General features: G+C 60.5%; 13 protein-coding genes and 1 tRNA gene. 11 read left to right on the top strand and 3 right to left on the bottom strand.

Translation table 11 applies throughout. From position 1 onward, the window contains the following. Positions 1–37: 37 nt before the first annotated feature. Together NKH54_RS29745 and NKH54_RS29740 are read right to left on the bottom strand one after the other, a co-directional pair. Entirely contained in the window at positions 38–1114 is a 1077-nt protein-coding gene (locus tag NKH54_RS29745) for a tyrosine-type recombinase/integrase (protein WP_353029526.1), read from the bottom strand. Positions 1115–1354: 240 nt separating this feature from the next. After that, positions 1355–2575 (bottom strand): porin, encoded by a 1221-nt coding sequence (locus NKH54_RS29740; protein WP_353029525.1) that lies wholly within the window; start codon positions 2573–2575, stop codon positions 1355–1357. A gap of 463 nt (positions 2576–3038) precedes the next feature. On the opposite strand from NKH54_RS29740, the gene NKH54_RS29735 reads away from it, so the two are divergent. The 3 genes from NKH54_RS29735 (at position 3039) to NKH54_RS29725 (ending at position 4916) form a co-directional block, all read left to right on the top strand. Beyond that, positions 3039–3129, top strand: a tRNA-Ser gene (locus NKH54_RS29735). 248 nt (positions 3130–3377) lie between these two features. After that, complete coding sequence (locus tag NKH54_RS29730; RefSeq protein ID WP_353029542.1) at positions 3378–3620, top strand: GIY-YIG nuclease family protein; 243 nt, start codon at positions 3378–3380, stop codon at positions 3618–3620. 123 nt (positions 3621–3743) lie between these two features. After that, positions 3744–4916 carry a porin gene (locus tag NKH54_RS29725; RefSeq protein ID WP_352769613.1) on the top strand — a complete coding sequence of 391 codons (1173 nt, stop codon included), beginning with the start codon at positions 3744–3746 and terminating at the stop codon, positions 4914–4916. A gap of 77 nt (positions 4917–4993) precedes the next feature. On the opposite strand, the gene NKH54_RS29720 is transcribed toward NKH54_RS29725, so the two are convergent. Then, positions 4994–5176, bottom strand: a complete 183-nt coding sequence (locus NKH54_RS29720) for a hypothetical protein (RefSeq protein ID WP_353029524.1) — start codon at positions 5174–5176, stop codon at positions 4994–4996. Between NKH54_RS29720 and NKH54_RS29715 the strand changes: the two genes are divergently transcribed. From NKH54_RS29715 to NKH54_RS29680, 8 genes are all read left to right on the top strand, one after another. Continuing rightward, a complete protein-coding gene (locus NKH54_RS29715) occupies positions 5175–6287 on the top strand; it encodes a pyridoxal phosphate-dependent aminotransferase (RefSeq protein WP_353029523.1) in 1113 nt (370 codons plus the stop codon). The two genes, NKH54_RS29720 and NKH54_RS29715, sit on opposite strands and share 2 nt — an antisense overlap. 146 nt (positions 6288–6433) lie before the next feature. Beyond that, positions 6434–6724, top strand: coding sequence for an acylphosphatase (locus NKH54_RS29710; protein WP_023732008.1), 291 nt, complete (start codon positions 6434–6436; stop codon positions 6722–6724). Positions 6725–6793: 69 nt separating this feature from the next. Continuing rightward, on the top strand, positions 6794–7450 hold the full coding sequence (locus tag NKH54_RS29705) for a TetR/AcrR family transcriptional regulator (protein ID WP_023735525.1): 657 nt from the start codon (positions 6794–6796) through the stop codon (positions 7448–7450). Positions 7451–7515: 65 nt separating this feature from the next. After that, positions 7516–8679: an isovaleryl-CoA dehydrogenase gene (locus tag NKH54_RS29700; RefSeq protein WP_023735526.1), complete on the top strand. Its 1164-nt coding sequence runs from the start codon at positions 7516–7518 to the stop codon at positions 8677–8679. A 9-nt stretch (positions 8680–8688) separates the two neighbouring features. Beyond that, positions 8689–9594, top strand: a complete 906-nt coding sequence (locus NKH54_RS29695) for a hypothetical protein (protein ID WP_352741774.1) — start codon at positions 8689–8691, stop codon at positions 9592–9594. 8 nt (positions 9595–9602) lie between these two features. Further along, on the top strand, positions 9603–11210 hold the full coding sequence (locus tag NKH54_RS29690) for a carboxyl transferase domain-containing protein (RefSeq protein ID WP_352741773.1): 1608 nt from the start codon (positions 9603–9605) through the stop codon (positions 11208–11210). Between the two features lies 1 nt (position 11211). Continuing rightward, the gene (locus NKH54_RS29685; protein ID WP_023670208.1) at positions 11212–11742 is read left to right on the top strand and encodes an O-acetyl-ADP-ribose deacetylase; all 531 of its coding nucleotides are present in this window, start codon (positions 11212–11214) and stop codon (positions 11740–11742) included. Positions 11743–11862: 120 nt separating this feature from the next. After that, entirely contained in the window at positions 11863–12237 is a 375-nt protein-coding gene (locus tag NKH54_RS29680) for a hypothetical protein (RefSeq protein WP_023670207.1), read from the top strand. Positions 12238–12249: the final 12 nt, after the last annotated feature.

Raw genomic sequence — 12249 nt, 5'->3', positions numbered from 1 at the left:
TGGGGTTGCCATGGCAGTATATGAAAGCCTTGGGTAACTATTTGGCTTTCGAGCTTTTCCGGGGCGTCTTGGGTGCCTTCGCCGCTGCCGTTTTGCTCTTTTGGGCAGGCGTTGGCACTGAGGCCGTGGTCAGCGGCGATGCGAAGGCGGAGTTTTTTCCATCACCGGACAGCCCTTCGCCGCGGGGCGTTTCCAGCACGACGACGCAGCCGTCGAGATCGTTGGTGGCCAGATGCGCATAGCGCATGGTCATCGAAAGCGTCTGGTGGCCGAGCCACATCTGCACGCGCCGGATGTCGATGCCGCCCTGGACCAGACGTGAGGCGCAGGTGTGACGCAAGATGTGCGGCACCACCTGGTCGTCGGCGCCGAGGCCGACCTCGGCCTTGGCATCGTTCCAGATGGCGCGAAACTGCGCCTGGCTGAGTTTGGTGAACGGACCTTTGGGCCGGCGGCCCTCTGAGGGCGGCAGTTTGATCACCTCTTTGACCCGCTCGGTCATCGGGATGGTGCGGCTGCGGCCGGATTTGGTGATCCAGAACGAGACGCGGTGTTCCTGGATGTCGTTCCAGATCAGTCCGAGCGCCTCGCCGAGACGGCATCCGGTGTCCACGAGAAAGCATGAAAGACGGTAGGCATCCTCGCTGCGGGTCCTGATGGCGGCGAACAGCCTTGCTTCTTCGTCCCTTTCGAGGAAACGTATCCGTCCCGCCCGCTCCTTCTGGCGGCGGAACTCGGGCAGGCTGTGGATATCCCCCATCTTGTAAGCCTTGCGCAGCAGTTTGCTGAGGGCAGCCATCTTTCGATTGATGGTTGCGTTGCTGTTGCCGCGCTGGCGCAAGGTGCCGATAAGATTGTCCAGGGTGCTCTGGTCAAAGGCGCTGAACCGTTCTCCGAGGAGAATTTCGTCTATTTCGCCGATGAAGGAGCTGACATTGTATTTATGTCGCCCATCATCCCAGAGTATGTCCCGGTACGCTGAAAAAAGCTCTCCGACCCGGTGCGACTTTACTTCTCTGATCTTGTTGTAGCTGTATTTTATCTTCGCATTTTGAGAAGAGAACATTGAGAAATGTTCGGAGGGGTCGCCCTCTTGTATCGCGTCGATGGTCATAAATTGCCACACCCCCGAGTGGATAGAGTCAGACCTACCCGCTTGGAAGCGTCCTTTCAAGAGATTTAATCACGCAGTTGTGAATTCATCCGCCCATCAGCGGATCCCACGAACTCACCCTACGGACTGTTCAGCTGCCGATTCCCCCTGTTCCTTCTGCTTGTCTTGACCCAGTCACGAAACAAAACAGCCCGGGCGTTGACGCGCCCGGGCTGGTATTCATTTGTCTAAAGCCAACCCTTAGAACGAGCGCTGGAAGCGGAGCATGCCGCCGATGGCGTCGTCGCCGCCATCAGAAATGCCGGTCCAGTTGTGGTTCAGGCCATCGGCTTCGTCGATGCTCCCTGCATTGACGTAGTCAACTTCGGCCGTGACCGTGAAGCCCGGGACAACGTCGTAGGCGATGTTCGCGGCGATGGCGAGGTTCTCACCTTCGTCATACGAAACCTGGGCGTTGAACGAGGTCTTCTCGTTGATGGTGTAGGTGCCACCGCCCCAGACTGCCCAGTTGCCGTCCCACTGCTTGTAGAAGCCGCGACCGCCGGCCGGGAACGCGTAGGTCCCGTCCGTGTAATTGTCGTCGGTGCCGTAGCCGCCCATGATGAAGAGCGACAGGTTCTGCATCGGGGTGATGTCCAAACGCACCTTGCCGGCGACTTCTTCATAGTTGCTGTCGTAAGCAATGACGCCGGTGATGGCGCCCCAGCCCTGCGTGTACTTCAGACCGCCGACGACATGCGGAACGTAGCTGTCGATCGTGCCCACGCCGTAGAGACCAGCAGTGCCGCCGCCTGAGCCTTCTTCGAGAGAGATCACGGCCGAGAAGCCGTTGCCCGCGTCGAAGTAGTACTGGATGACATTGGTGTCGAAGTCGCCGTAGGGAACGAGCGTATCCTGGATGACGTTGCCGGCGTAGCCGATGAACGTATTGAAGGCCGATTCGTCCTTACCGACGCGCAGGCCACCGAGTTGGATCCAGGCGAAGTTCAGCGAAGCACCGGTGTTGCCAGCAGGATTGACGGCGTTGCTCGCGGGGAGCGGACCCGCGCCATCGGGATCAACGAGTGCGCCCGCATCACGGTTGTTATTCTGGAAGTTGAAGCGGGTCTCGGTGTAGGTCTTCAAGGTGCCGAGTTCGGTTTCCTGGCCGGTCCAGGTCTTCAGCGAGAAACGGGCCTTTTTGTACCAGGTGTCGTTGCTGCCACCATCCTCAACGTCGGCGGACGTCGCACCGTCGAACGAACCGACGTCGCCGCCACCGATGTCGTAACGGACATAGCCGCCGATGCGCAGGCAGGTTTCGGTGCCGGGAATGTAGAAGTAGCCCGAGCCGTAAACGTCGCAAATCTTGACGTATTCAGCCGGTTCCGGCTCGGCGACGACGACGGCGTCGGCGGCGCGCGCACCGGAAACTGCGATCAGGGCCGCAGCGGAGCCGAGAAGAAGGCTCTTAATGTTCATTTTCTGACCTCCAGTCAAAAGTTAAAAAACGGGTCTGGGTATTCTTTGCTGAAGGACAGCGTTCCCTGCCCCATCCCCACTACCGAAAAAGATGCGCACCGCGCCGCTCCTTCGAAATCGACATTACCCATGAGGCGGCGGCGTTCAACCACGATCGTACCGGCAAAAGGGCTGTGCGGGTGCTATCCCCCGGCGTTGTTGCACAAATGACACGATTTGGCCTCAGTCAGAAAGCTCTCATTAACTATCGAAGGGCCCGGAAGCCTTTGCTGCAGCGCCGGAATGCGGCCGAATCCGGCGATGAACGGCCGAGATTGCGGCCATGTCGCCGAGTCGCCAGCCAGGGAACCGACGCAGAATCGCCGCATGCAAAGGCGGCGCTGCGGCCGAATGCGGATTTTTCAACGATTATCGCGCCGGCTTGTTGATTGTGCCGGCGCTTTTCTCTATCCAGCGGCGCAACGGAGAGGTGGCCGAGTGGTCGAAGGCGCTCCCCTGCTAAGGGAGTAGAGGTCAAAAGCTTCTCGTGGGTTCGAATCCCATCCTCTCCGCCATCCTGCTTCGCTCTTCGAGCTTCGCAGGACAAGCCCAACCCTCAGCGCGAAGCAGGATGGCGGAGAGGATGCCCTCCGAAGCCTTGGCGTAGGAGGGCCGCCGCACAGCGTAAGCCCAGAGAATCCCTTGCAAAATTCGATTGGCAGTCCTGCTTCGCTCTTCGAGCTTCGCAGGACAAGCCCACCTCAGCGCGAAGCAGGATGGCGGAGAGGATGCCCTCCGAAGCCCCAGCAAAGGAGAGCAGCTCATGTGGTATGTGTATCTTCTGGAGAGTACGGCTGCGGAAGGCAAACGCTATATCGGCATAACGACGGACCTGAAACGACGGCTCGTCGAGCACAATGCGGGGAAATCCAGCCATACATCCAAGTTTCTGCCGTGGCGGATCGTCACCTATATGGCCTTTTCGAACCAGGCCAAGGCAGCTTCATTCGAGCGCTATCTCAAATCCGGTTCAGGGCATGCTTTCGCCAACAAGCGCCTGTGGTGATGGCCGCATCACCTGCCGCAAAGGTCCATTATTTCAATAAACTTCGACAATAACAATTGGTTACAGAGAAAACGCCTGTCGCCGGCTTCACTGTCTTGTTCGATTCTGACTGGAGGTCAGAAAATGAACATTAAGAGCCTTCTCCTCGGCTCCGCTGCGGCCTTGATCGCAGTTTCCGGTGCGCGCGCCGCCGACGCCGTCGTCGTCGCCGAGCCGGAACCGGCCGAATACGTCAAGATCTGCGACGTTTACGGCGCCGGCTACTTCTACATTCCCGGCACCGAAACCTGCCTGCGCATCGGCGGCTATGTCCGTTACGACATCGGTGCCGGCGACGTCGGCTCGTTCGACGGTGCGAGGTCCTTCGACCATAAGGATGGCGACGAGCAGGATACCTTCTACAAGAACGCCCGTTTCACGCTGAAGACCTGGACCGGCCAGGAAACCGAACTCGGCACCTTGAAGACCTACACCGAGACCCGCTTCAACTTCGGCAACCGCAACGGCTACCCCTCGGCAGACGATCCGGCCACGGAAGCAGACGAGTTCAACTCCAACCCTGCCGGCAACAAGAACGTTTCGCTGAACTTCGCCTGGATCCAACTCGGTGGCTTGCGGGTCGGTAAGGACGAATCGGCCTTCGACACGTTCATCGGCTACGCCGGCAACGTGCTCCAGGATACGCTCGTTCCCTACGGCGATTTCGATACCAACGTGGTCCAGTACTACTTCGATGCGGGCAACGGCTTCTCGGCCGTCGTCTCTCTCGAAGAGGGCTCGGGCTTCGACACGATCGACAGCTACGTTCCGCATGTCGTCGGCGGTCTGAAGTATACGCAGGGCTGGGGCGCCATCACCGGCGTCGTCGCTTACGACAGCAACTATGAAGAAGTCGCCGGCAAGGTGCGTTTGGACGTCACCCCGATGCAGAACCTGTCGCTGTTCATCATGGGCGGCTACGGCACCGACGACAATTTGACGGACTCGAGCTATGCGATCGACGCCGGCGGCCGCGGCTTCTACAAGCAGTGGGGCGGCAACTGGGCTTTCTGGGGTGGTGGCACCTACACCATCAACGAGAAGACCTCGTTCAATGCCCAGGTCTCGTATGACGAATGGAAGAATCTCGGTGTTGCCGCCAACATCGCCTACGACGTTGTTCCCGGCTTCACGGTCACGGCCGAAGTCGACTACCTCAATGCAGGCAAGTTCGACGACGCCAATTTCTCCAACTTCACCAACGCCGACAAGAAGAGCAGCATCGGCGGTCTCCTCCGCTTCCAGCGCTCGTTCTAAGACGCACAGCCTGGCGTGAAAATCGAACCCGGCGGGCTACCGCCGGGTTTTTCTTTTTGAAGCACCCGTCGCCATAATCATTGGCTGCAGTGCTGGCCTTCAAAAGGTTGCCGCCTACCGGCGTTCAGGTCGTAGAACGTGGCCACCCGCGCCGATTTCATCACGGGCGTCATGGCCACTGTTTCCAGCCGCGCCAGAACTTGCGCCGTCCTATCGGGCACGCTAGCAAGAAGGCTCATCTTCTCGTGAGCTTTTGCCATGCGCCAGCGCCCTGCCCTCACGCCGCTTGTCGGCGCGCTTCCCTCCACGGTGCCGTTTGTCGGACCGGAAGCGCAGGAGCGCGAGCGCGGACGTGCTTTTCGCGCCCGCATCGGCGCCAATGAGAGCAGTTTCGGGCCTTCGCCGCGCGTTATCGCCCGTATGGAGCGCGTCGCGCGTGACCAGTGGATGTATTGCGATCCCGACAATTACGATCTGAAGCAGGCTGCGGCCCGCCATCTCGGCGTCGGCGCCGAAAACGTCGTGGTCGGCGAAGGCATAGACGGGCTGCTTAGCCTGGTGGCGCGCATGTATGTCGCGCCTGGCGACGCGGTGGTCACCTCGCTCGGCGCCTATCCGACGTTCAATTTCCACATTGCCGGCGTCGGCGGCCGGCTGGTCACGGTGCCTTACGAGAACGACAAGGAAAGTCTGGATGGACTGCTCAAGGCAATTATCAAGGAGAAGGCGCCGCTGGTCTATCTCTCCAATCCGGACAATCCGATGGGCAGCTGGTGGGAAGCAGGAGATATCACCCGCTTCGTCGAAGCGTTGCCGGAAACCACCATGCTGGTGCTCGACGAGGCCTATGGCGAATTGGGGCCGGCCTCGGCGCTGCCGCCGATCGATGTCGCGCGGCCCAACGTCATCCGCATGCGCACCTTCTCCAAGGCATACGGGCTGGCCGGCATTCGCTGCGGCTATGCGGTGGCCGAGGCTGAGGTGATCCGCGATTTCGAGAAGATCCGCAACCATTACGGCGTCAGCCGCATGGCGCAGATCGCCGGCGTCGAGGCGCTGGCCGACCAGGACTGGCTGCACAGCGTGGTGGCGCGAGTCGCTGCCGGACGCACACGTATAGCCGGGATTGCCGAGACGAACGGGCTGAAGCCGCTGCCATCGGCGACCAATTTCGTCACCATCGATTGCGGCAAGGACGGCGCCTTCGCGCTGAAAGTGCTGCAAAATCTTTTGTCGCGCGACGTGTTCATTCGCAAACCGATGGCGCTAGGGCTCGACCGTTGCATAAGGGTCAGCGTCGGCCTCGATCATGAGCTCGACATCTTTGCCGAGGAACTGCCCGGCGCGCTCGCCGCTGCGCGGGGAAATTAGCCCGGCCGATTGCCGTCGCGACACGGCCTGCCAATGCCGCCAAAGGCCAAGACAGAACCAGCCGGGCCCCCGGCTTCCGTCGATCCAACAACAATCCAACCGTTCAAGGCTGTTGCTTTCGTCCGATCCCGCGCCAGTTCTTGAGCATGGGAGATAACGACCGGCAAAAGGCGGTGCAGGCGCGCATGCATGGTAAGGTGCAAGGCGTCGGCTACCGGATGTGGGCGCGACGCGAAGCGATAAGGCTTGGCCTCGTAGGTTGGGTACGCAATGAACGAGACGGCACGGTGACGGCCTCGATTGCCGGTGCCGATGCTGCGGTTTCCACAATGATCGAACGGCTCCGGCAAGGGCCAAGGGGAGCTTCGGTTTCGAGGGTCGAGATCGAAGAATTCGAACTCCTCGACGCGCCCATCGACTTTCGGATCATTGTCTAGACGGAACCACTTTATTGCCGCTTGAATTAATTGAACGTTCGTTTTATTACTAAATACCGGGAGACTATCATGGCACGCACAACGGGATCCGACGGCGAAAAAACTGAAGCGGCCGTCCGCGAGGCAGCGGTCAGCCTGATCGCCCGCTTCGGCTATGAGGCGACGTCGATGCGGCAGCTTGCCGCCGAGGTCGGCGTCCAGGCGGCCGCGCTCTACCGCTATTTTCCGACCAAGGAAGACCTGCTGTTCACGCTGATGCGCGAACATATGGAAGGGCTGATCGAAGCGTGGGACGCCGCACGCCCCGACGCTGCCGATCCGGCAACGCGGCTTGCCGCCTATGTCGAAAACCACATCGCTTTCCACATCGAGCGCCGCCACTCCACCCATGTCTCGAACATGGAATTGCGCAGCCTGTCACATGACCGGCTGACGCAGATCCTTCGCATGCGCACCGCCTATGAGAAGGAGTTGCGCGCCATCCTGCGCGACGGCGCGGAGGCCGGCGCCTTCAGTGTCGATGACACCGGGCTCACTGCCATGGCGCTGATCCAGATGATGACCGGCGTCATCGTCTGGTTCCGGCCGGGCGAGCGGCTGTCGATGGCTGAAGTCACGGCGACATATCTTTCAATGACAATGCGCCTGGTTGGCGCGAACATAGACGGCAAGACTTACAGCGCCGCGCGTCCCTTCGGACGCGCAAATGACGCTGTAGCATTTTGATTTCGCGCATGATCCTTTCCGAAAATCAAAGTTGATTTCGGGGTCATGCGGCAGGAGGGAACGGCATGTACACGAACACACTCAGCTTCGGGCATGACGAGGACATCGAGGCGCTGCGCGATCTGGTGCGCCGCTTTGCCCAGGAGAAAATAGCGCCGATCGCCGCCGAGATCGACCGCAGCAACCAGTTCCCCGCGCATCTGTGGAAAGAACTCGGCGCGCTCGGCCTGCTTGGAATCACCGCCGATCCCGATTTCGGCGGTAGCGGCATGGGCTACCTCGCCCATGTCATTGCGGTGGAAGAGATTTCGCGCGCCTCGGGCTCGGTCGGCCTTTCCTACGGCGCCCATTCGAACCTCTGCGTCAACCAGATCAACCGCTGGGCGACACCTGCGCAGAAGGAGAAATTCCTGCCGGCATTGTGCTCGGGCGAAAGGGCAGGTGCGCTGGCCATGTCGGAATCGGGCGCCGGCTCCGACGTCGTCTCGCTCAAGCTGCGCGCCGAAAAGCGCAACGACCGCTATGTGCTCAACGGCTCGAAAATGTGGATCACCAACGGCCCCGACGCTGAAACGCTGGTGGTCTACGCCAAGACCGATCCGGAGCGGAAATCGCACGGCATCACCGCCTTCATCGTCGAAAAGACCATGGCCGGCTTCTCGGCATCGCCAAAGCTCGACAAGCTCGGCATGCGCGGCTCCAACACCGGCGAACTGGTGTTCGACAATGTCGAGGTGCCCTATGACAATGTGCTGCATGAGGAGGGCCGCGGCGTCGAGGTCCTGATGTCGGGCCTCGACTACGAGCGCACCGTGCTCGCCGGCGGCCCGCTCGGGCTGATGGCGGCGAGCCTCGACGTTGCCGTCCCCTATGTGCATGAGCGCAAGCAGTTCGGCCAGCCGATCGGCGAGTTCCAACTGGTGCAGGGCAAGCTCGCCGACATGTATTCGACGATGAACGCCGCGCGCGCTTACGTTTATGCCGTCGCGGCTGCCTGCGATCGCGGCCAGACGACACGCAAGGATGCCGCCGGCTGCGTGCTGTTTGCCGCCGAGAAGGCGACGCTGATGGCGCTCGACGCCATCCAGCTGCTTGGCGGCAACGGCTATACCAACGAGTATCCGACCGGCCGGCTGTTGCGCGACGCCAAGCTCTACGAAATCGGCGCCGGCACCAGCGAGATTCGACGCTGGCTGATCGGGCGCGAGATCATGGCGGAAGGGGTGTGAGCGATTTCAATGCCTGGTTTGCCAAAATACCTTGGAGTATTAGCACGGACTATCGTCGCATTGATCCCATTGTCGGGATTCGCGAATGCCGCCTCTTCAGATATGCCGCAATTTCGAGACGTTGCAGCACTGCGGGTTGAAGTCATTTCCCGCCTGAAGGCTGACAGCCGAGTCAAGCAAGCAATTCCCAACCCCGCCGATCCGGCGCGTCTTGACGTAACCAGGGTCGGTTCTACCGGCAAGGATATTCATCTTCAGGTGGACGTTACGAACCTGCTAGGCCGCATTCGCGACCTGCCGGCGGGAGAGGCGGAAACCGAAATCGAACGTTTTCTAACCACGCTCGTGCTCAGCGATAGCGAAAGCGGCTTCCAGGCCGATCTACTGATTGCCAACATTCGACCGCGCGAACATCTCGACGCTTTCAAAGGCGATGGCACAGAGCCCGACAAAGGACCGGCGTTTGAAACCTTGGCGGGTGACGTCGTGATCCTTTACCAAATCGACAATGAGGACTCGCTCGCCAGCGTCCGGCTTGACGATGTTGGAGACCGCTCACTCGCACAGCTTCGCCAGCTTGCTCTGGAAAACATCAACAAGCAGATTACGAAGGTCAAGCAGGAGCGTATCCTCGACGGGATATCGATCTTCACCGTCGAAGGGGATGAGGCCATCTCACCCGCTCTCCTCCTGACCGAAAAATTCTGGGCCACGCTTGGACCGCAATTCCCCAACGGCGTTTTCATAGCCATTCCAAAACGCGATGCCATCGTCGTTGTAGACAAGCGGCTTCCCAATGCGGTTCAGTTTGCTCGCTCATTTGTCGACAAGGTTTTCAAGACCGAACCTGATCTTCTCTCCGAGTACATTTTCGAGCGCCGTGACGGCAAGCTGCAAGTCGTGGCAGAGCAATAGGAACCGATGTGGCCGTACTCCAAACCCAGATCTCGCCCTCCTCCGAAACCTACCTCGCCAATGCCGAGCGCATGCGGGCGCTGGTTGCCGACATTGCGGACAAGGCGGCAACCGTCGAGCGCGGTGGCTCGGAGGAGGCGCGCGAGCGTCATGTTTCGCGCGGCAAGCTGTTGCCGCGCGAGCGGCTGGCGCAATTGCTCGACACCGGCTCGCCTTTCCTCGAGATCGGCCAGTTCGCGGCATGGTCCATGTATGGCGAGGAGATTTCCTCGGCCGGCATCATCGCCGGCGTCGGCCGTGTCGAAGGGACCGAGGTGATGGTCGTGGTCAACGACGCCACGGTGAAGGGCGGCACCTATTATCCGCTCACGGTGAAGAAGCATTTGCGCGCGCAGGAGATCGCGCTGCAAAACAATCTGCCTTGCGTCTATCTGGTCGACAGCGGCGGCGCCAACCTGCCCAACCAGGACGAGGTGTTTCCCGACCGCGAGCATTTCGGCCGCATCTTCTACAACCAGGCCAACATGTCGGCGGCCGGCATTCCGCAGATCGCCTGCGTCATGGGCTCATGTACTGCGGGCGGCGCCTATGTGCCGGCAATGTCGGACGAGACGATCATGGTGCGCAACCAGGCGACCATTTTTCTCGGCGGCCCGCCTCTGGTGAAGGCGGCTACGGGCGAAGATGTCAGCGCCGAGGAGCTTGGCGGCGCCGACGTGCACACCAGGCTGTCCGGTGTCGCCGACCACTATGCGCTGGACGACGAACATGCGCTCGCGATTTGCCGGCGCATCGTCAAGAACCTCAACCGGCGCAAGACCGTAAGCCTGAGCTTACAGGAACCCGCGCCGCCGCTTCACGATCCGCGTGAACTCTATGGCATCGTGCCGACGGATTTGCGCCAGCCCTATGATGTGCGCGAGGTGATCGCGCGCGTCGTCGACGGCTCCGAGTTCGACGAGTTCAAGCAGAATTACGGCACCACGCTGGTCACCGGCTTTGCCCATCTTCAGGGCATGCCGGTCGGCATCATCGCCAATAATGGCGTGCTGTTTTCCGAAAGTGCTGTCAAGGGCGCGCATTTCATCGAACTGTGCTGCCAGCGCAAGATCCCGCTGATCTTCCTGCAGAACATCACCGGCTTCATGGTCGGGCGGAAATACGAGGCCGGCGGCATCGCCAAGGACGGCGCCAAGCTGGTGATGGCGGTCGCCACCGCTCGCGTGCCGAAGGTGACCATGATCATCGGCGGCTCGTTCGGCGCCGGCAATTACGGCATGTGCGGACGCGCCTACTCGCCGCGGTTCCTGTGGATGTGGCCGAACGCGCGCATTTCGGTGATGGGCGGCGAACAGGCGGCGACCGTGCTGGCGGTGGTCAAGCGCGAGGGCATCGAGCGCAAGGGCGGTGAGTGGAGCGCGGACGAGGAAGCGAAATTCAAGAAGCCGATCCTGATGAAATACGAGCATGAGGGCCACCCGCTCTACTCCTCGGCGCGGCTGTGGGACGACGGCATCATCGACCCGGCGAAAACGCGCGAGGTGCTGGCGCTCAGCCTGTCGGCCGCGCTCAACGCCGGAATCGAGGAAACGAAGTTCGGCGTGTTCAGGATGTGAGATGAGCAAGTTCGGCGAACGGATACATGTCCACACCGGCGACATCACCAGGCTTGCGGTCGATGCCATCGTCAACGCCGCCAATTCCTCGCTGCTGGGCGGCGGCGGCGTCGACGGCGCCATTCACCGCGCCGCAGGCCCGGAGCTCGAATTCGAATGCCGGATGCTGAACGGCTGCAAGGTCGGCGAAGCAAAGCTTACCAAGGGCTATCACCTGCCGGCACGTTACATCATCCACACGGTCGGACCTGTCTGGCAAGGCGGCGGAAAAGGCGAAGCCGGGCTGCTCGCCTCCTGCTATATCAGGTCGCTCGAAATCGCCGCCGCCAGGGATTGCCGGACCGTGGCATTTCCGGCGATCTCCACCGGCATCTACCGTTATCCGAAAAATGAGGCGACGCAGATTGCCGTTGGCATCGCAGGTACCTTCGTCGGACAGAACTCAACGCCCGAAACAGTTATTTTCTGCTGCTTCGACGAGCCAACAGCTCAACTATACCGACAAGCCGTTGCTGCCATTGAAGGATGCTAGTCTGCATGGATAAGATGGTTTATCCACCTACGCAAAAGAAATTTTCGGTGAGCAGGCTGGCGGCACTGGAGAATAGACGCTATTGTTCATCCCGCATTGGGCAACGGGGATGGGGTAAAGATGAGGCCGAAATATTCGGGAAAAACGACTGCGTCGGTACTTGCAGTCTTGCTTATATTTGCGGTACCCGGCGTTGGCGCCGCGGCATCGCTGGCGGGAAGCAAAGGCGACATCCATTTCTATCCGTATTTGCCGAAAAGCCCGAAAGACCAGTGCACCATGGCTTACAACGCCTATGTGGCCGCCGGCGGCCATTCGGCCTATGCGACCACGCCCTATGCCCGGATCCGTTCGTTGTACATCATCTGCGGCTCGGGCTTGAATGCACCGTCACAGAAGGCTGCCGAAGAACGGGCGATGAAATCCTGCGAGTCCGCCCGCAGCCATTACAAGGTCATTACAGGTGCGGGCTGCGAAGTTGCGGCATCGAAGTAGGCCGACAAGCAT

Source organism: Mesorhizobium sp. M1004, from assembly GCF_040318795.1.
GTDB lineage: Bacteria > Pseudomonadota > Alphaproteobacteria > Rhizobiales > Rhizobiaceae > Mesorhizobium.
Note: the sequence above shows the minus strand (reverse complement) of the source record. Positions and strands in the feature narration are given on the sequence as shown.

Bases quoted from the DNA above. Each gene is read 5' to 3' on its own strand.
- NKH54_RS29720 (WP_353029524.1), bottom strand. From the start codon at position 5,176: ATGGCAAAAGCTCACGAGAAGATGAGCCTTCTTGCTAGCGTGCCCGAT.
- NKH54_RS29730 (WP_353029542.1), top strand. From the start codon at position 3,378: ATGTGGTATGTGTATCTTCTGGAGAGTACGGCTGCGGAAGGCAAACGC.
- NKH54_RS29715 (WP_353029523.1), top strand. From the start codon at position 5,175: ATGCGCCAGCGCCCTGCCCTCACGCCGCTTGTCGGCGCGCTTCCCTCC.
- NKH54_RS29695 (WP_352741774.1), top strand. From the start codon at position 8,689: ATGCCTGGTTTGCCAAAATACCTTGGAGTATTAGCACGGACTATCGTC.
- NKH54_RS29745 (WP_353029526.1), bottom strand. From the start codon at position 1,114: ATGACCATCGACGCGATACAAGAGGGCGACCCCTCCGAACATTTCTCA.
- NKH54_RS29705 (WP_023735525.1), top strand. From the start codon at position 6,794: ATGGCACGCACAACGGGATCCGACGGCGAAAAAACTGAAGCGGCCGTC.
- NKH54_RS29710 (WP_023732008.1), top strand. From the start codon at position 6,434: ATGGGAGATAACGACCGGCAAAAGGCGGTGCAGGCGCGCATGCATGGT.
- NKH54_RS29725 (WP_352769613.1), top strand. From the start codon at position 3,744: ATGAACATTAAGAGCCTTCTCCTCGGCTCCGCTGCGGCCTTGATCGCA.
- NKH54_RS29680 (WP_023670207.1), top strand. From the start codon at position 11,863: ATGAGGCCGAAATATTCGGGAAAAACGACTGCGTCGGTACTTGCAGTC.
- NKH54_RS29685 (WP_023670208.1), top strand. From the start codon at position 11,212: ATGAGCAAGTTCGGCGAACGGATACATGTCCACACCGGCGACATCACC.
- NKH54_RS29740 (WP_353029525.1), bottom strand. From the start codon at position 2,575: ATGAACATTAAGAGCCTTCTTCTCGGCTCCGCTGCGGCCCTGATCGCA.
- NKH54_RS29700 (WP_023735526.1), top strand. From the start codon at position 7,516: ATGTACACGAACACACTCAGCTTCGGGCATGACGAGGACATCGAGGCG.